The organism is Draconibacterium orientale (assembly GCF_900111425.1).
Taxonomy (GTDB): domain Bacteria; phylum Bacteroidota; class Bacteroidia; order Bacteroidales; family Prolixibacteraceae; genus Draconibacterium; species Draconibacterium orientale.
The window spans coordinates 1-18,842 of the sequence record NZ_FOHT01000040.1; the positions used below are offsets into that span (position 1 = coordinate 1).

The 18,842-nt window shown below is 41.6% G+C and carries 14 protein-coding genes, 1 tRNA gene and 1 pseudogene; 10 read left to right on the plus strand and 6 right to left on the minus strand.

What is annotated here, in order from left to right; translation table 11 throughout:
- The 3 genes and pseudogenes from BMW53_RS21155 to BMW53_RS17940 form a co-directional block, all read right to left on the minus strand.
- A pseudogene (locus BMW53_RS21155) lies at positions 1–233 on the minus strand (hypothetical protein); the annotation flags it as partial.
- Between the two features lie 9 nt (positions 234–242).
- Positions 243–620 (minus strand): RidA family protein, encoded by a 378-nt coding sequence (locus BMW53_RS17930; RefSeq protein WP_038565721.1) that lies wholly within the window; start codon positions 618–620, stop codon positions 243–245.
- 404 nt (positions 621–1,024) lie between these two features.
- The gene (locus BMW53_RS17940; protein WP_051568123.1) at positions 1,025–3,697 is read right to left on the minus strand and encodes a putative LPS assembly protein LptD; all 2,673 of its coding nucleotides are present in this window, start codon (positions 3,695–3,697) and stop codon (positions 1,025–1,027) included.
- Between the two features lie 213 nt (positions 3,698–3,910).
- Here BMW53_RS17940 and BMW53_RS17945 point away from each other — a divergent pair, with 213 nt between their 5' ends.
- From BMW53_RS17945 to BMW53_RS17990, 9 genes are all read left to right on the plus strand, one after another.
- Entirely contained in the window at positions 3,911–5,083 is a 1,173-nt protein-coding gene (locus BMW53_RS17945) for an N-acetylmuramoyl-L-alanine amidase (protein WP_038563391.1), read from the plus strand.
- A 51-nt stretch (positions 5,084–5,134) separates the two neighbouring features.
- Positions 5,135–6,388 carry an MlaD family protein gene (locus tag BMW53_RS17950; protein ID WP_038563395.1) on the plus strand — a complete coding sequence of 418 codons (1,254 nt, stop codon included), beginning with the start codon at positions 5,135–5,137 and terminating at the stop codon, positions 6,386–6,388.
- A 287-nt stretch (positions 6,389–6,675) separates the two neighbouring features.
- Entirely contained in the window at positions 6,676–8,103 is a 1,428-nt protein-coding gene (dnaA, locus tag BMW53_RS17955) for a chromosomal replication initiator protein DnaA (RefSeq protein WP_038553987.1), read from the plus strand.
- Positions 8,104–8,141: 38 nt separating this feature from the next.
- On the plus strand, positions 8,142–8,999 hold the full coding sequence (locus BMW53_RS17960; protein WP_074781087.1) for an EamA family transporter: 858 nt from the start codon (positions 8,142–8,144) through the stop codon (positions 8,997–8,999).
- Positions 8,999–9,601 carry an IMPACT family protein gene (locus tag BMW53_RS17965; RefSeq protein WP_038553997.1) on the plus strand — a complete coding sequence of 201 codons (603 nt, stop codon included), beginning with the start codon at positions 8,999–9,001 and terminating at the stop codon, positions 9,599–9,601. Before BMW53_RS17960 ends, BMW53_RS17965 begins: the two co-directional genes overlap by 1 nt.
- 314 nt (positions 9,602–9,915) lie before the next feature.
- On the plus strand, positions 9,916–10,824 hold the full coding sequence (gene pyrB, locus BMW53_RS17975) for an aspartate carbamoyltransferase (protein WP_038554002.1): 909 nt from the start codon (positions 9,916–9,918) through the stop codon (positions 10,822–10,824).
- Positions 10,825–10,831: 7 nt separating this feature from the next.
- Positions 10,832–11,305, plus strand: a complete 474-nt coding sequence (pyrI, locus tag BMW53_RS17980; RefSeq protein ID WP_245749068.1) for an aspartate carbamoyltransferase regulatory subunit — start codon at positions 10,832–10,834, stop codon at positions 11,303–11,305.
- 126 nt (positions 11,306–11,431) lie between these two features.
- Positions 11,432–11,518, plus strand: a tRNA-Leu gene (locus BMW53_RS17985).
- 349 nt (positions 11,519–11,867) lie between these two features.
- On the plus strand, positions 11,868–12,302 hold the full coding sequence (locus BMW53_RS17990; protein ID WP_139178240.1) for a DUF4890 domain-containing protein: 435 nt from the start codon (positions 11,868–11,870) through the stop codon (positions 12,300–12,302).
- 1,006 nt (positions 12,303–13,308) lie between these two features.
- Here the strand turns inward: BMW53_RS17990 and BMW53_RS17995 are convergent.
- The 3 genes from BMW53_RS17995 to BMW53_RS18005 form a co-directional block, all read right to left on the minus strand.
- Positions 13,309–13,674 carry an endonuclease domain-containing protein gene (locus BMW53_RS17995; protein WP_038554008.1) on the minus strand — a complete coding sequence of 122 codons (366 nt, stop codon included), beginning with the start codon at positions 13,672–13,674 and terminating at the stop codon, positions 13,309–13,311.
- 477 nt (positions 13,675–14,151) lie between these two features.
- A complete protein-coding gene (gene odhB / locus BMW53_RS18000; protein WP_074781090.1) occupies positions 14,152–15,435 on the minus strand; it encodes a 2-oxoglutarate dehydrogenase complex dihydrolipoyllysine-residue succinyltransferase in 1,284 nt (427 codons plus the stop codon).
- 11 nt (positions 15,436–15,446) lie between these two features.
- Positions 15,447–18,182, minus strand: coding sequence for a 2-oxoglutarate dehydrogenase E1 component (locus BMW53_RS18005; protein ID WP_038554010.1), 2,736 nt, complete (start codon positions 18,180–18,182; stop codon positions 15,447–15,449).
- A gap of 181 nt (positions 18,183–18,363) precedes the next feature.
- Here BMW53_RS18005 and BMW53_RS18010 point away from each other — a divergent pair, with 181 nt between their 5' ends.
- A complete protein-coding gene (locus BMW53_RS18010) occupies positions 18,364–18,807 on the plus strand; it encodes a DUF4293 domain-containing protein (protein ID WP_038554013.1) in 444 nt (147 codons plus the stop codon).
- The last annotated feature ends 35 nt before the right edge of the window (positions 18,808–18,842 follow it).

The following is an 18,842-nucleotide window of genomic DNA, read 5'->3' on the forward strand; positions in this document are numbered from 1 at the left end:
ACGTTTGATCTTATTGTCATATCCACCTTTAAGATACAAATCTTAAAGGGACAATAAAAACAAAGGCTGTCCAATTTTACTTTTTGGACAGCCTCATTCTCCTTTAAATCAGCCTCGCTTACCGAGCCGGGATGAAAAGTAGCTGTTGAATTAGCGATGTAATAATTGTAGATGTCTTTAATCAGACCTAAGTCTTTCTTCTCCAGCACTTCGAGGCGAATCGCATTATTCATTCGATAAAACTACTTTACGGCAATCGTTTCAATTTCAATCATCAGCCCCAGCGGCAGTTCTTTTACGGCAAAAGCTGCTCTTGCCGGTGGAGTTTCGCTGTAATATTTTCCGTAAACTTCGTTCATGGCTTTAAAATTGGCCATGTCGCTTAACAGGCAAGTCGATTTTACCACATCAGAAAAAGAATAACCGGCCTCTTTTAAAACTTCGCCAATATTTCTCATTACCTGCTCGGTTTGTTCTGTTATCCCACCTTCAACAACTTTCATCGTTGCCGGATCGAGTGGTACCTGACCTGAAATATAAAGTATTCCGTTTACTTCAACAGCCTGGCTGTAGGGGCCAATGGCTGCAGGTGCTTTTTCTGTAGCTATAATACGTTTCATCGTGTAAATTTTTCGTGTGAAGATACAAGAATATGCCCCAATTTTCAAGATCGGCAAAGAAGCAATAAAACTTATTAATGGAAAGTAAACAAATACATATTCCCGATTATTGTTAAATGCGGAAGAAGCCATTTTTCTGCAAAAATGCATCTCTCCGCACTTAAAGAGCCTCATTTTTTTGCAAAAATGCATCTCTCCGCACTTAAAGGGCCTCATTTTCTTGTAAAAATGCATCTCTCCGCACCTGGAGGGGGGCATTATTTTGTAAAAACACTGCCTTCCGCGATTAAAGGGGGCCATTTTTTTATAAAACCGCGGCTCTCCACATGCGGAAGGATACGCTTTTAGACAAAAACGCTGCCCTTTAACTACAGAAACAAACGTTTTTGCAATGTAATTATCGCTTAGAACCGGAAGTTGTCGTAGTGGCTTTGCTGTTTCTGGATTTTCAGATCCTGTAGCATCGATGAAGAGGCGCTAATGGTAAAGCTGTAACTTTTACGGTAGCCAAAAGGCACAAAGTTAAACGACATGTTCCAGCAGTGCAGGTCGCGGTTCAGGCGGAACGAGGTTAATGCAAACTCGCCTTCCTGAATATCGAAGTTCGTCATGGCGCTCATTTGCCACTTACTGGTGATACTAACATTACCACGTAAACCTAAAGTTTGTGTCACCCGCCCATTCGGGTTACTGGCGCTGGTTGCTCCGGTATAATTTAAACTGTAGTCGAAACCAAAATCCCAGGGCATACTAAAATCAAGATAATCATCAAAAATAGGCGGCAGCACTTCTTCTTCAGGCCCGGGAGTTTCTTCCTGGTCGCTTCCTTCGTTGTTTTCGCCCTTTTTCTTGTCCTTCGAATTAAAATTCATTCCAAACGAAAGGTTGGCCCGGGTTACACGCCCCAGTTTGCCCAAACCATTGCGTTCGTTCCAGGCATATTTATGAATGCGCCGATAGTTCTCGTCCACCATATACGGATCGAGCGTGGTTCCCATGTTAATACTAACACCAGCCACAGTAGTACGTGCACGGATAGAAAACGGCGCCAGGTTTAAGGAGTCGCGAATCAGGTCGTAGGATGAAGAAATACTCAGGTTGTCAATAATTTTTACCTTCTTGTATTGCTGTTCTTCATCGGTTTTGGTTGAATCGCGCACATCCAGCTTTTTCATTTCCAGGTTGTTGTTCAGCGAGAAATTAATCGATCCCGATTCTCCCCTTCCGGGCGAGCCACCATAAATACCACCCAAGTTGGTATCGAAGTAGCGGGTATTACCTTCGTCATCAACCTGCACCTCCTGCCAGTATTCGTAATGTTCCTTACCAAAATCGGGGCGGTAACTAAACGATACCGATGGCGACATTTTGTGGCGAATGCGCTGAATTTTGGAATTGGGATTCCGAGGGGTGTAAAAACCATAAATATTGGTTGATGCACTAATACTGTACGAATAATCGTAAACGCGGTTTAAACCGGTAATCGTATCAATTCTAATATTATCGGGAATGTTTGAAGGATTGTCGGTAAACTCACCATCTTCAACATAGTTGTAATTGTATTTTTTGAAATACCATTTTTCGTTGTAACTAATGCCCGGACTAAAATTAATAGTACCCAGGTTAAAACTCGGGAACGAAATAGGCAAATTATGGCGAATACCGTTTTTCCAGTCGGTAGCAAACGAGCTGCTAAGTATTTCGCTTTCTTTGGCGTTAATCGAGTTTCTGAAGTTGGCCGTATAATTAATACCAAATTTTTCGTAAAACTTTACCGATCCGCTACGGTTCTTTTTCCTGAACGGATAGACTTTTGCCATGTTAAAGGTCATTTCGGGTAACGACAACGACATGGTGCTGTCTTTTGTGTTTTGCGAATGACGCAGGTTCATCGAAAAGTTGAAAGGCGTATTCTCAAAATTTCGCGAATACGATATACTCGACGATTTTGTGGTCGTCAGGTAATCGTTCATGTTGTAGGCATTTTGCTTATCATATCCGCTCGACGAAACGTTCACACTTGCCGAGAAGGTTTGGTTAGGATTCGCTTTTGCATCTTGCGAGTGCGACCACAAAATTTTATATTGTGTACCTACCGAATAATTCGCCAAACCTTGTTCTCCGTATTTGTTTTTGGCATATTCAAACCCGAAGTTACCACCAAACTTGTAACGTTTTTTATAATTTGTTCTAATACGTGTACCCCACGAACCACGCGAATAAATATCGCCCTGAACGGCTAAATCGAAATATTCGCTTGCTGCCCAGTAATAACCTCCGTCGCGCAAAAAGAATCCACGGTTTTGCTCTTCACCGTATTTCGGAATAAGAATACCCGACGAGTACGTTGGCGAATTAGGGAAATACCCAAACGGCAGAATGGGAAAGTAAATCGGAAAATCTTCCAGAACCATGTAGGCCGGTCCGGTAATAATTTTATTGTTCGATACTACTTTTGCCTTGGTTAAATGCAGGTAAAAGTGCGGATGATCGGCATCGCAGGTGGTATATTTGGCATCTTTGGTTATAAACACTTCTTTGCCAATCTTTTTGGTTCGGTCGCTGTGAATAAATCCTTCGCCCTGTGCCGATACCACTTTGGTAATAAACGCTTTCTCTGTTTCGAAATTATAGCGCATCGTTTCCGACTCGTATTCTTCAGAACCTTGCCGGAACAAGGGTTTTTGCGTCATCTCTCCCAACGAATCCGGAATTCCTTCGGCATAAATTTCCTTGGTTTCCAAATCCAGCTCAATATAGTAGGCCTCCAGTTCAATATTTTGGTAAGTAACTTTTGCCTGGTTATATAAATACACCTTTTGCCCGTCGAGCGAAACAATCATCGAGTCGGCGGCGGTGTAATCAATAGGCGCATCAATTACGGGCTTTTCCTCGTTTGCCATTCCCATTGTATCAGTACTGGTACTATCAATTACAGTGGTGTCCTGTAAGCTGTAATACTCTGTCAGAATAGAATCGGGTTCCTGCTGCTGCGGAGCCACACTAATGGTTGGTTCCTGAGCCAGAATTAAAAAAGGAGCTACCAGGAATATATATGTGATGATTATTTTATACAAAATGTTTTCTGCGTTTCAAAATCTACTTGGCTGCACAAAAATATAAATATGGCGAATACTGAAGTGCTATAAAATGTAAAATATTACTAATATTTCTATTTTTACGTTCATAAGCTGTTAGCGGGGCAAAACAAATAAATAAAATGGTACCGAACAAATACTAACACTTTGCTTTTATGTGTTTATATATAAAAATACTGACCAGTTATTTACATGACACAACAAGGTTTAAAATTACTTCTGTTCATTTGTAGCGTTTGTTGGGCAATAACATCTTTTTCCGACAACCTGATTTCAGCTGAAAACCAAAAAGAAGGCGTTTCAGTTGTGGTTATCGACCCTGGACATGGCGGCCGCGACCTTGGTGCATCGTTTGGCAACGCCGTTGAAAAAAACATTGTGCTCGATATTGCCTTAAAACTTGGCACCACAATAAAAGAGAACTACCCCGATGTAAAAGTAATTTACACCCGCACCACCGATGTTTTTATACCATTATATAAGCGGGCCGAAATTGCCAATAAAAACGAGGCCGATCTTTTTATATCAATCCATGTAAATGCAGTTGGCGCCCGAAGTGTGCAGGGAACCGAAACGTTTGTGCTGGGGCTTCACCGAAACGAGGATAACCTGGAAGTAGCCAAAAAGGAAAATGCTGTAATTCTTTTAGAAGACGATTACAACACCACGTACGAAGGTTTTGACCCGAATCTTCCCGAGTCGTACATTATGTTTGAAACCATGCAGGAAGAATTTCAGGGACAAAGTGTTATGCTGGCATCGAGTATTCAGAATGAATTTCGCGATTATGCCAAACGCCTCGACCGAAGTGTAAAAATGGCCGGTTTTTTGGTTTTACGCCAAACAACCATGCCCAGCGTTTTAATCGAAACCGGTTTTATAAGCCATAACGGCGAGCGGCAATACCTTACCAGCGAAGCCGGCAGAACACGACTTGCCTATGCCATTTTCAGGGCTTTTCGCGAATATAAATCGGATATCGAGCAGCGCAGTAGTTTTCACCTGGTAACCGAAAACAACACGAAGCCTGTTAACAATCAAAATACCGGTTCAGCGCCATCGGAATTACCGCTGGCACAATCAGCTGGCCGGGCGCAGCAACAAAAGACTGATGATGTATTTTATTCGGTGCAAATAATGGCCTTAACACGAAAACTGGAAACTACGCCCGATAATTTCAAGGGCGAACAAAATATCTTTCGCCTGGAAGGGCAAAACCTCAACCGTTACTTTTCGGGAAACTTTAAATCGCTTGAAGAAGCCGAGCAGGAACAACATCGGATACGCACGAAGTACCCCAATGCCTTTGTTGTTGCTTTCAAAAATAATAAGTTAATTTCGGTAAAAAAGCTAAGCGGGCATTGATTAATCCCTCGGGAATTGGCTACTTTTACATTAAAATCTTATTTTTCCGCCATGAAGAATGCAAAATACACGAAACTTGGAATTTTAATCGTCTTTTCATTAGCCGCATTGATTTGGGGTTTAAGTTTTCTGAAAGGCAACGACATATTTAAACAAAACGACTATTACCATGTGTATTATAACCGCGTTGACGGGCTTGTAAAATCGAACGACGTAACACTCAACGGATTCAAGATCGGCCAGGTTACAGATTTAAAATTTGCTCCCGATAACTCCGGGCGGCTGATCGTAAGCTTTGCCGTTAATTCATCATTCAAAATTCCGGTAAATTCTACCGCCCGTATTATCAGCAGCGACATTATGGGAACGCGATCGATAGAAATTGTGTACAGCGGCGAAAACGAAATGTATAAATCGAACGATACCATTCCCGGATCGATTGAAGCCGGGCTGAAGGACCAGGTGAGCATGCAGGTACTTCCGCTAAAAAATAAAGCAGAAGAATTGCTGAGCACCGTTGATTCGGCCATTACCGTACTTACCATTATTTTTAATGAAGATGCGCGCGAAAACCTCACCACCAGTTTTGCCAAAATAAACCAAACTGTTGAAAACATTGAAGCAACAACTGCCGATCTCCAGGAAATTATGGCCTCCGAGAAAGGAAATGTAAAAAATATTGTTTCGAATATTGAAGAACTAACGGCAACGTTTAAAAATAACGCAGCCGAATTTGAAGCAACCATTCAAAACCTGAATCGATTTTCAGATACACTGGCCAATGTTTCTGTTACCCCTGTATTAAATAACCTGGCCAACGCATCGGCCGAACTAGAAAATATACTGGAAAAACTGAACAGCGACGACAACTCAGCCGGCCTTTTGCTCAACGACGACGACTTATACCAGTCGATAAATACACTTTCGGAGAATATGGGATTCCTGATTGGCGATATTCAACAAAACCCAAAACGCTACCTTCAGGTTTCAGCCTTCGATTTTGGCAAGGAAGTATATATTAATACCAAAAACGATGCTTCAGCAAAAGATATCGTTTTTAAAGTTCACCTGCTTTCAACCAAAACACAGCTGGGTACCAATGCCAAAATTTTTGAAGAAATAGATGATGTGGAAGAATACACCACAGGAAATGTTTATAACTATTTAACCGGAGCAACGAGCAAGTACAGCGAGATAGAAGAAATCTATCAAAATTTACGTTTTCAATTTCCTGAATCGAGTATCGTTGCTTTCAAAAATGGCCGGCTTATCAAGCTTAAGAAGGCGTTGAAACAAATACAGTAATTAACTGCAATATGTTAATAGCCATGTGCTCAAAAAAACGACCCCACCAGACCCCACCGGCTATATAGTTATCGTTCAACTACTTAAAAACAAGCGCCTGATTCTTAGTGTCTTATAAATATTTTGCAAATTTAAAATTTTAAACGCCTGACCTATAACCAACTATGACAAATGTTGTTTTTACAATAGAATTATGATTTTTTTTTTAACTTTTTTTTCGCAACTTTTGTCCTCGGAATACCACTAGGGAAATTTTTTTGTAGAACCTCATTATCCAGCAATTGTAAATGAACAACGAATACAGATCTGCATGGGAAAAATGCCTCAACGTTATTAAAGATAACGTTCCTAGCAGCAGTTTTAAAACCTGGTTTGAGCCGATAGAACCGGTTAAATTGGAAAATAAAGTATTAACTATTCAAGTGCCAAGTGCCTTTTTTTACGAGTACCTTGAAGAACAGTTTATCGATATTCTTCGCAAGACACTTCGTATGGTTTTGGGTAACGGAGCCAAATTGGAATATAACGTTGTTTTAAGCAATAAAAACAGTAATGAACCGTATACTGTTAGTTATCCAACGAATAACAACAACAAAATTCAAAATAAACCACTTACTGTGCCTTTAAAAGCAGAGGAAAAAGCAACAATAAAAAATCCGTTTATAATTCCGGGGATCCAGAAATTACAGATCGACCCGCAATTAAAAGCAGACAACACCTTCGAAAATTTTGTTGAAGGCGATTGTAACCGACTGGCGCGCAGTGCAGGTTTTGCCGTTGCACAAAATCCGGGAGGAACAGCTTTTAATCCCTTAATGATTTACGGTAACTCTGGTTTGGGAAAAACACACTTGTCGCAAGCCATTGGTATTCAGGTAAAAGAAAACTTCCCCGACAAAGTGGTTTTGTATGTAAACGCAAATAAATTTCAAACACAATTTACCGAGGCAACACGTAATAATAACCGCAACGACTTTTTACACTTCTACCAAATGGTTGATGTGTTAATTCTTGACGACGTGCATGAATTTGCCGGGAAAGAAAAAACACAGGAAACATTCTTCCACATTTTCAACCACTTGCACCAAATGGGTAAGCAGCTGATTTTAACATCAGACAAGCCGCCTATTGAGTTAAAAGGAATGGAACAGCGCTTACTGTCGCGTTTTAAGTGGGGACTAACAGCTGACTTGCAAACTCCCGACTTTGAAACCCGCATGGAAATTCTGCGTCGGAAAATTTATAAAGACGGCATTACCCTTTCGGAAGAAGTAATGGAATACATTGCATCGCATGTAACCAATAACGTACGCGAGCTGGAAGGTGCATTGGTTTCGTTGCTGGCGCAGTCGATGTTGAACAAACGCGAAATCACCCTGGAGCTGGCAGCCAAGCTGATCAACAAACTGGTTAAAAACTCAAAACGCGAGCTTTCTATCGAGTACATCTCAAAGGTTGTTTGCGACTATTTCAGCATGCCCGTTGATGCACTGCAAACCAAAACCAGGAAACGCGAAATCGTTCAGGCACGGCAAATCGCCATGTATTTCTCGAAAAGTTTAACGAAATACTCGCTGGCAAGTATTGGGGCACAAATTGGCAGTAAAGACCACGCCACGGTTCTCCACGCCTGCAAAACGGTAAACAACCTGAAGGATACCGATAAGAATTTCCGACAGTTTGTTGAAGACATAGAAAAGAAATTAAAAATGTAATACCGGCAGGCTTTTAAGCCTGCCTTTTTTTTGCCCGTATGATTTATCTGATCCTGTGCATCCTTTCATCGTCAATGATTTATGTGATTTTCAGAGTTGCAAAAAATTACAATTGTAAACTCCAGTCGCTAATCACAATAAATTATTTGGCAGCCAGTTTGCTGGGCATCCTTTTGTTTCAACCCTTTGCCGAAAACGAAAACCCGTTAGCACTTCCCCACTGGATGCCTTTCGCTGTAATCCTTGGCATCCTTTTTATTGCCGTGTTTTACCTTATTGGGTACAGCTCGCAAAAAGCAGGAATTACCGTAACCACACTGGCCAATAAATTATCGCTGGTTTTTCCGGTGGCATTCTCGCTAATCTATTTTAACGAAGCGCTTTCAATAATAAAAGCTATTGGAATAGTTACCGCCATAATTGCCGTTGGATTAACAGTTTACAAAAAAGAAATAACCAGAACAAACCTCATTTATATTGTTTTGCCGCTGTTTTTGTTTTTAGGAAGCGGAGTAATCGACTCGCTGGTAAAATATGTTCAGGCTGAAAAAATCTCCGACAGTGAAACCTCGCTATACACCATTTTAGTGTTTATGGTAGCCTTTTTATGTGGAGTTCTCGTTACTGTTTTCACAAAAACATACCGGCAACGACTGAATCCGGCAACACTACTATTCGGAACACTTTTGGGTGTGGTAAATTTTGGTTCACTCTACTTTATAATAAAAGCATTGAATAATTCGGGACTGGAAAGTTCGCTCGTTTTCGCCCTGAATAATATGGCAATCGTCGCCTTTACGGCCATTTTAGGCAAGGTACTTTTTAAAGAACGCCTGAATAAAATTAACTTTGCGGGTGTTGTTTTAGCACTCATCAGTTTATATTTTTTGTTGTAATGGACGATCAATACAAAACCATAGAAACACCAAGTACCGGCTACTTTAAAGATAAAGGCAGCAAGTTCTACTCGTATGCCTACCCATTAAAAGATGAAGAAGAAGTAAAAGAGCTGGTTGCCGCATTAAAGAAAGAACACCACAGTGCCCGCCATCATTGCTATGCATGGCGATTGGGCACCGAAGAAATCCGTACCCGCGCCAACGACGACGGAGAACCTTCATCAACGGCCGGTAAACCGATTTTGGGGCAATTGCAAAGCTACGAGCTAACCAATATTCTGGTGGTGGTAGTTCGCTATTTCGGCGGAACGCTGCTTGGCGTTAGCGGCCTTATCAATGCCTATCGCCAGGCGACAGTTGAAGCACTGAACAATGCCGATATTTTATCAAAACTCATTGAAATTCAGCATGAACTAAAATTTGAATACGCCCTGCTGAATACCGTTATGAACAAGCTAAAACAGGATAATTACGATATTGTAACCACCGATTTTCAGGAAAGCTGCCGGCTGATATTTAAAACACGAAAGTCGGAAGCTGAAAAGGCTTTCCAATCGTTTAACGAAATCTACGGGATAGAAATAAAACGACTGGATTAGTATTTATCGGTGTTAATAAAATGCTGATAAGTACGCTACACTATTTTTGACAAACATTAAGTAACACTGTATTTTTGAACCATGATGCTACGCGTGATATTCCACTTTAATTTTCTTGAGCGAGGCACTAAAAATTGCTTTGAGAAGATTTCTCTTTCCCATCGCTGCATCAGACGATTTTTAAAAGCAATCGTATTTTTCTATAAAAAAGGTTCTACTTTTTTTCACAATAACGAAGACCAACATTTTATTTTCCAAAATGTTGGTCTTCGTTTTTTAGGTCAATCAATTTATCAAATTCAATATTTAAGGCAATGAAGAAGGATTTAATTTCAATCACAGATTTCTCGAAAGATGAATATCTGAGAATTATGGACCTGGCTGCAGATTTTGAAGCAAATCCGAACCAGGAACTGTTGAAAGGGAAAGTTGTTGCCTCCCTTTTTTTTGAGCCATCAACACGCACACGCTTAAGTTTCGAAACAGCCATTAATCGTTTGGGGGGACGAATTGTTGGCTTTGCCGATCCGGATAGCTCCAGTGCAACAAAAGGCGAAACACTGCACGACACCATACGGATGGTAAGCAACTACGCCGACCTGATTGTTATGCGCCACCCGCTGGAAGGAGCAGCACGCTATGCTGCTGAGGTTTCCAGCGTGCCTATTATTAACGCCGGCGACGGAGCGAACCAGCACCCAACTCAAACCCTGCTCGACATGTATTCGATTTTAAAAACGCAGGGAACGCTCGACAACATTAACCTGTTTATGGTTGGCGACCTGAAATTCGGAAGGACAGTACATTCGCTCTTGCAGGCCATGTCCGAATTCGAAAATCCGATTTTTAACTTCATTGCACCAGAAAGTTTGCAAATGCCACGCGGCTATAAACACCACCTGGAAGAAAGAGGTATTCGTTATTTTGAGCACGAAGAATTTACCGATATTATTTCGGAAGCCGATATTATTTACATGACCCGTGTTCAGAAAGAACGTTTTTCGGACCCCATGGAGTACGAAAAAGTGAAAGATGTTTACATTTTAAATAAAGCGATGCTGGAAAACACCAAACCAAATGTTCGGGTGTTGCATCCACTGCCACGCGTTAACGAAATTGCCACCGATGTTGACAGTAGTGAAAAAGCTTACTATTTCGATCAGGCACTGAACGGCGTTTTCACCCGCGAAGCAATTATCTCTCACGTAATGAACCTTAAATAATACCGCCATGGAAAAGAATGACATGAAAAAGAAGCTAAAATTAAAAGTTAGCGCCATTAAAGATGGAACAGTGATCGACCATATTCCTGCAAAAAGTTTATTTGAGGTAATTTCAATATTAGGGCTCGATAAAATTGAAAACCAAATCACTTTCGGAACCAATCTGGAAAGTGGGAAATTGGGGGCAAAAGCCATTATAAAAGTATCGGATAAGTTTTTTGAAAACGACGAGATCAACAAAATTGCACTGATTGCACCACACGCCAAACTCAACATCATCAGAGATTACGAGGTGGCCGAAAAGAAAATTGTTGAGATCCCACAAAAAATTACAGGAATTGTAAAATGCTTTAATCCGAAGTGTATTACCAACCACGAAAAGATAACTACCTCTTTTAGAGTAATTAATACAAACCCGGTTGCTTTAAAATGTAAATACTGCGAAAAGATAACGGCAGAAGACCAAATAAAAATGTTGTAAGAAATAACTGTTTTCAGCTAAATCCGCCTTTAAAAAGAAACAAGAAGGCGGATTTTTTATATATTTGCACGACCAAAATCGAACAGCTATAAACACTGAGCGATTTGGAAAGTTCTTAACAGATTTGCCCAGTTGGCGGAATTGGTAGACGCGCTAGTTTCAGGGACTAGTATTCTTATGAATGTGAAGGTTCGAGTCCTTTACTGGGCACCAGGAGAAATCCAAATAAAATCAAAAGCACTTAAAATCAATATTTTAAGTGCTTTTTTGTTTTCGACAGTCAATCTTTTGAATTGAAGCGGTTCTTTTTTGAGTTCAAGTCCTTATTTTTTGAGTTCAAGTGGTAATTTTTTGAGTTGAAGCGCTTATTTTTTGAATTGAAGCAGTTATTTTTTAAGTTGAAGTGCTTGTTTTTTTGATACAATGAGATATTTCCTCCCGGCGCTGCTCAATTTGCGGTGTGGTTCTCTAATACTTCATGAAAAACTACTCCGGGAATTAAACTTTTGCTTTTGGTTATCATCTAAAGCGGTTGAACTTCACAATAAAAAACAAAATTGAAATGAAACGAACAGTATTTTTAGTAATGGCGCTGGTAAGTGCACTGGTAATTTCGTGCAACAACGGAGGAAATAATTCGCGTCAACTACCATTTGGCAACGGTGGCGGAATGGGCCCCGGAAATTTTGATCCGCAGGCCATGATGGACCGCATGGTGGACGATATGGACGAAACACTGGATTTAAGCAACGAACAGGAAGACCAGATCCGTAAAATTATGGAAGAGAATTTTGAGAATATGGCTGCCATGCGCGAAGAAATGCAAAACAGCGGCGCCGGTTTTGAAGGCATGCGCGAGAAAATGCAAAAAGTACGCGAGGAGCAAGATGCCAAAATGAAAACCGTTCTTTCGGAACAGCAATGGGAGCAATACCAGGTAATGCAGGAAGAAAGACGAGCACGCAGAGGCCAGGGTGGCTTCCCTCCTCAGAATTAGTTCTCAGTTTGCAGTCGCAGTGAGCAGAAAGATCCGATCCGTATTGTTAAAAATTAAACGGATCGGATCTTTTATTTTATGCGCAATTGTTATTAGGCAGGCCAAAAGTTGTACCTCTATCCACTTTAATTCTTTTTACCCCTCACCCGTCAATTGACGGAAACTCACAAGGGGAGCCGGCATCAAGCCAAGTTCTAGGTTTCATTGAAGCTTTTTTCCCTTTTTAAGGGAAAATGTCGACAGACAAAAGGGTAAAGCATTTTTCAATACTTTTTCTAATTTTCAATACCCTACCCCTCATCCGTCAATTGACGGAAACTCACAAGGGGAGCCGGCATCAAGCTAAGTTCTAGGTTTCATTGAAGCTTTTTTCCCTTTTTAAGGGAAAATGTCGATAGACAAAAGGGTAAAGCATTTTTCAATACTTTTTCCAATTTTCAATACCTTACCCCTCACCCTTCGGGAGCTCCCCTCATGAGGGGAGCCGGCATCAAGCCAAGTTCTAGGTTTCATTGAAGCTTTTTTCCCTTTTTAAGGGAAAATGTCGACAGACAAAAGGGTAAAGCATTTTTCAATACTTTTTCTAATTTTCAATACCCTACCCCTCACCCTTCGGGAGCTCCCCTCATGAGGGGAGCCGGCATCAAGCCCGGTTCTAAGTTTCACTGAAGCTTTTTTCCCTTTTTAAGGGAAAATGTCGACAGACAAAAGGGTAAAGCATTTTTAAATACTTTTTCTAATTTTCAATACCTTACCCCTCACCCTTCGGGAACTCCCCTCATGAGGGGAGCCGGCATCAAGCTAAGTTCTGCATATCTTCGAAGCGGTTTTCCCTTTTTAAGGGAAAATGTCGATAGACAAAAGGGTAAAGCATTTTTCAACACTTTACCCCTCACCCTTCGGGAGCTCCCCTCATGAGGGGAGCCGGCATCAAGCCAAGTTCTGCATATCTTCGAAGCGGTTTTCCCTTTTTAAGGGAAAATGTCGATAGACAAAAGGGTAGTGTTTAATCCGTAAACTCAGTAGAAATCTTTTGTAAAACAGAATCTATGTCATCTAAATCTTCATTTTTGAAACGCAATATTTTTATTCCCATATTCTTCAATATTTCATCGCGGCGTTCATCTCTCTTTTTATTGAATTTATGAATTTCACCGTCCAATTCAATTGCCATATTTTCTTTGAAGCAGTAGAAGTCTGGCACAAAAAAGAAATGTTCATCGCCTACCGATTCATAAACGATTGCATGTTGACGCAAAAATTTTCTTCCACATAATTGTTTTCGGCGTAAGTATCTCCATAATTTCTTTTCTGCAGATGTTGCGTTTCCTCTTAAATTTCGGGTTGTTTGTTTAATATGTTCGTAAAGCATGATGTTTTGTTTTGGGTTTTTATTGAATCATAAAGTTAGTGTTTCTTTATCAATTTCACTACCTCTCACCCTTCAATTGACGGAAACTCCCCTCACAAGGGGAGCCGGCATCAAGCCAAGTTCTGCATATCTTCGAAGCGGTTTTCCCTTTTTAAGGGAACCTGCCTGCGATAGGCAGGAATGTCGACAGACAAAAGGGTAAAGCAAACAAACCAGAATACGATACAATTGCCAGTAGCATACTGGATATTGGATATTCAATATTGATTATTGAACATTTTGGTAACTTGCAACTTGTAAGAAGAAAGGATGCCATCCCTAAGTTTTTCAACTTATACGGATGGCATCCTTTTTTCTCGATGTTGGATTCTGGATACTGCGAACTTGCAACCTGTAACTTGCAACTTGCAACTTGCAACTTCTTTGGAACAGATCTCTCGCTGCGCTTCGAGATGACAGCAACTGTGTCAACTGAACCTAAATCCCCAGCATCAGTTCACCTGCATCTTTACCTCCTGTGAATAAGCGTTCCGGATTCTCCAGTAATTCTTTTAGTTTTACAAGGAAACCAACCGAGTCTTTGCCATCGATAATACGGTGATCGTACGACAAGGCCACATACATCATCGGGCGAATTACCACCTGACCGTTTACCGCCACAGGGCGCTCAACAATATTGTGCATGCCCAGAATAGCCGATTGCGGCGGGTTAATAATCGGCGTCGATAACAGCGACCCGAAAACACCACCATTGGTAATGGTAAATGTTCCGCCGGTGAGTTCTTCAACCGATATTTTTTTATTCCGTGCCTTTTCGGCGAGTTCTTTTATTTCCAACTCAATTGCCGGAATCGTTTTACTTTCGGCATTACGCACAATCGGCACCATCAAACCTTTTGGTGTTGATACGGCAATTCCCACATCAACAAACTGAGGGATCACAATTTCTTCGCCATCGATTTGTGCATTCACCATCGGATGGAAGTCCATAGTCGTAGCAACCGCCTTGGTAAAAAACGACATAAAACCCAGTTTGAATCCGTGTGTATCCACAAACTTTGGCTGATACTTTTTGCGCATATCCATTACGTAGCTCATGTCGATCTCGTTGAATGTGGTGAGCATTGCCGTTTCGTTTTTCACCGAAACCAGGCGCGCACTTAACTTTCGTCGCAGGCTCGACATCCGCTCACGTTTCTCATCGCGTGTAGCCTCTTTTTGCGGAATGGCGGCAGCAGCGGCCTGCGGTGCATTTACCACAGCTTCCACTTCTTTTTTGCCTAAGCGTTTTAAGCCGTTAATCACATCGTCAACCGACAGGCCATGCTCTTTCATCATTTCCTTAGCTACCGATGTTACTTTTACTTTGTCGTGTTCGGTACTGGATACTGGATCCCCCGACGCTGACGGTCGGGATTTCGCTTCGCTCAACTCGATACTGGATTCTTGATCCTTGGTGCTGGTTGCAGGTTCCTTATCTGTTGACTGAGACTGATACTGGCTACTTTCTGCAGCCGGTGCTTCCACGCTTGTATCAATGGTACAAACCACTGCACCAACTTCCACGGCTTCTCCTTCTTCGGCTTTAATGGCTATTTTACCACCTTCGCTGGCAACAATGGTCAGTGTGGCTTTGTCCGATTCCACTTCGGCTATTTCCTGATCTTTGGCAACAACGGCTCCGTCTTCAACAAGCCAGCTGCCAATTTCAACTTCGGTTATGGATTCTCCCGGACTGGGAACTTTGATTTCAATAATCATATTTTGGTTTTTTATGACGCTACAACTTCTTTTTGTTTAAACACGGTTTCCAAAATCTGGTCGAGGCCTTTTTTGTGTTTTTCCATCAGTCCAACCGCTGGGCTGGCACTTTCAGGGCGGGCAACAACTTTAAAGCCCAGGCAGTCTAACTTACGATTGATAAACGGCCACGCTCCCATATTTTCGGGTTCGTCTTGTGCCCAAATCAACTCGGTTGAGTTTGAATACTTACTCAATGTTTCATTGATCTGCTTATTCGGAATCGGGTAAATTTGCTCCAAACGCACAACTGCCGTATTCGAAATGCCGTGCTCGGTTTTGTATTTTGCCAGATCGTAATACAAACGACCGGAAACAAATACCACCTTTTCCACCAAATCGGGTTCTGCAACCGGATCGTCGATAATTTCTTTAAAATGTCCTTCTGCTAACTCTTCAATGGTTGAATGCACCATCGGATGACGCAACAAACTCTTTGGCGTAAACACCACCAGCGGCAGGCGCATTTTCATTTTCACCTGGCGGCGCAACAGGTGGAACATATTGGCCGGCGTAGTTGGCATTACCACCTGAATGTTGTTGTTTGCCGAAAGCTCAAGGAAACGCTCCAGGCGTGCCGACGAGTGTTCCGGCCCCTGCCCTTCAAAACCATGAGGCAACAACAGCGTAAGGTTATTCATCAGCCCCCATTTCTCGAAAGCCGAAGTAATGTACTGATCGATTATCACCTGCGCCACATTATGGAAATCGCCAAACTGGGCTTCCCAAATGGTTAGTCCGTTGGGTTCCGACAAGGCGTAACCGTATTCAAACCCCATTACGGCATACTCCGACAGCGGTGAGTTATATACTTTAAACCGCGCCTGATTTTCCGACACATGTTTCAGCGGAAAATATTTGTCTTCCGTACCTTCAATAACAAAAGCTGCATGACGGTGTGCAAAGGTTCCGCGCTCGGTATCCTGTCCGCTTAAACGCACCGGATGACCTTCGGCAACCAGTGTTCCGTAAGCCAGCAACTCTCCCATTGCCCAATCCAAACGGTTATCATGAATCATCATTTTCCGGTCGGAAATAATCCGATTTACTTTTTTGAAAAATGGAACATCAGTAGGTAGCGTATAAATCTTTTCAGCAATATTTCGAATGGTTTCCTCTCCAACGCCTGTTTCAACCGGCTCATTAAAGTTGGCTTTCGAAGGCATTTCGTATTGTTCATACTCCTTTACAAGGAATTTACGAATCTTCAACTTTTCAATCTTTTCCGATTCCTTGTATTTACCTTCCAGTAACTGGTCGAACTCACGAACTTTCTCTCGCGATTCTTCATGAGTCATAATTCCCAGCTTGTTGAGTTTATCGGCATAAATATCGCGTGGATTTTTGTGTTTTGAGATGGCTTTGTACAACATCGGCTGCGTAAAACGCGGTTCATCGCCTTCATTGTGGCCGTATTTGCGGTAACACAGAATATCGATAAACACATCAGAATGAAACTTCTGACGGAACTCCATAGCCAGTTTTATCGTCCAGATCAACGCCTCCACATCGTCGCCATTTACATGAAAAACGGGTGAACGTGTTACTTTGGCCACGTCGGTACAATAGGTACTCGAACGCGCCTCGAGATATGGAGTTGTAAATCCAACCTGGTTGTTGATTACCAAATGGATGGTTCCACCGGTTTTATAGCCCGGTAACTGCGCCATTTGTACGGTTTCGTAAACCACTCCCTGCGTTGCAATTGCCGCATCGCCATGAATTACAATGGCTGCTGCTTTGCTGTAATCGCGCTGGTATTCGTATTCAATCTGAGACCGAACCATTCCTTCCACAATCGGGGCAACCGTCTCCAGGTGCGACGGATTGGGAACCAGTTTCAGCTTTACTTTTTTGCCGAAATCGGTCACTACTTCGTTTTCGTAACCCAGGTGATATTTTACATCGCCCTGCGCAATATCATCTTCGTATTCCGTTCCGTAAAATTCTTTAAATATATTTTGATAAGGCTTTTCCAGAATGTTTGCCAAAATGTTTAAACGTCCGCGGTGTGCCATTCCCATGATAAATTCTTCCATGCCCAGTTCGGCTCCACGTTCAATAACCGCATCAAGCGCCGGAATTATTGCTTCCGCTCCTTCAAGCGAAAATCGCTTTTGCCCAACAAACTTTTTATGGATAAAATTTTCGAATCCAACAGCCAGCTTCAGGTGATAGAAAAAGTGTTTTCGTTTTTCTTCAGTGTACTCTTCCGAGTTTTTGGTGCTTTCCATTCGCTCGCGCAACCATTGCACTACCTCCGGATGCCGCATATATACGTATTCTACACCAATCGACCGGCAATAAGTAGCCTCAAGATGCGAAATAATGTCTTTTAGTTTTGCCGGCCCGATTCCAATTTCGTTACCGGCCTGAAATGTTTTTTCGAGATCAGCCTTTTCCAGTCCGAAATTTTCGATATCGAGCGTTGGTGAATACTTACGACGCGCACGAACAGGGTTGGTTTTGGTGAACAAGTGTCCACGCTGACGATAGCCATGAATGAGATTTAAAATGGCAAATTCTTTATCGATATTATCGAGCTTTATTCCCGACGTTTTTTCAGGGTATTGCTTCCGGGCCAGTTCAAAACCCGAAAAAAACTGTTGCCAGCTTTTATCTACCGATTCCGGGTCTTCAAGATAAGCCTGGTAAAGGTTCTCAATCGCCTCGATTTCCTGGTTTCCCACAGACGAAAATTTATCCATAGTTGATTTTTAATTAACTTTTATATGATATTCAAGAAACAATGCAGTTTTTTTATTGTTTATCGGCAATCATAGTTTTTTCCTATCAAAATTAAGCTTTCCTGATGATTTTTAGCCACGCACAGCCATTTTGGTTTTGAGAAATATTTTGATTGGCTATTTTTGCTGAAAAATTACGACAATGATTCAAAGAATTCAGACCTTGTTTATACTGGCAGCCGGCATGCTGATCGGTTCGTTATACCTTCAGAAATTTGCAAACATCATCGTTAACGACCAACTGCATATTTTCAACGCTTTTGGAATTTTTAAAGACGAAGAGCTGCTTTTTAGTGGTTTGCCGCTTATGATTTTAATTGGCATTATTGCCGTGCTTCACCTGGTAACCATCTTTTTATACAAAAAGCGGATACTGCAAATCCGTATTCTTGCATTTACAATAATCCTGATGCTGGGCCTTTTCGGACTTTTCTTTTATTTCACCTACGCCAGTTTCGAGGAAGTAAAAGTGGCCTTTAAAGTTGCCGTTGCCCTACCGCTTGTTTGTGTTATTCTGGACTGGCTGGCTATTCGCGCCATCGGTAAAGACGAAGCTTTGGTAAGAAGTCTGGATCGAATAAGATAGAAACCGAATGACGAATGTTGATTAACGATTTTTGA

Excerpts from the sequence above, each read along its gene's own strand:
- BMW53_RS17930 (WP_038565721.1), bottom strand. The coding sequence starts at position 620 with ATGAAACGTATTATAGCTACAGAAAAAGCACCTGCAGCCATTGGCCCC.
- BMW53_RS17945 (WP_038563391.1), top strand. The coding sequence starts at position 3,911 with ATGACACAACAAGGTTTAAAATTACTTCTGTTCATTTGTAGCGTTTGT.
- BMW53_RS17950 (WP_038563395.1), top strand. The coding sequence starts at position 5,135 with ATGAAGAATGCAAAATACACGAAACTTGGAATTTTAATCGTCTTTTCA.
- dnaA (WP_038553987.1), top strand. The coding sequence starts at position 6,676 with ATGAACAACGAATACAGATCTGCATGGGAAAAATGCCTCAACGTTATT.
- BMW53_RS17960 (WP_074781087.1), top strand. The coding sequence starts at position 8,142 with ATGATTTATCTGATCCTGTGCATCCTTTCATCGTCAATGATTTATGTG.
- BMW53_RS17965 (WP_038553997.1), top strand. The coding sequence starts at position 8,999 with ATGGACGATCAATACAAAACCATAGAAACACCAAGTACCGGCTACTTT.
- pyrB (WP_038554002.1), top strand. The coding sequence starts at position 9,916 with ATGAAGAAGGATTTAATTTCAATCACAGATTTCTCGAAAGATGAATAT.
- pyrI (WP_245749068.1), top strand. The coding sequence starts at position 10,832 with ATGGAAAAGAATGACATGAAAAAGAAGCTAAAATTAAAAGTTAGCGCC.
- BMW53_RS17990 (WP_139178240.1), top strand. The coding sequence starts at position 11,868 with ATGAAACGAACAGTATTTTTAGTAATGGCGCTGGTAAGTGCACTGGTA.
- BMW53_RS17995 (WP_038554008.1), bottom strand. The coding sequence starts at position 13,674 with ATGCTTTACGAACATATTAAACAAACAACCCGAAATTTAAGAGGAAAC.
- odhB (WP_074781090.1), bottom strand. The coding sequence starts at position 15,435 with ATGATTATTGAAATCAAAGTTCCCAGTCCGGGAGAATCCATAACCGAA.
- BMW53_RS18005 (WP_038554010.1), bottom strand. The coding sequence starts at position 18,182 with ATGGATAAATTTTCGTCTGTGGGAAACCAGGAAATCGAGGCGATTGAG.
- BMW53_RS18010 (WP_038554013.1), top strand. The coding sequence starts at position 18,364 with ATGATTCAAAGAATTCAGACCTTGTTTATACTGGCAGCCGGCATGCTG.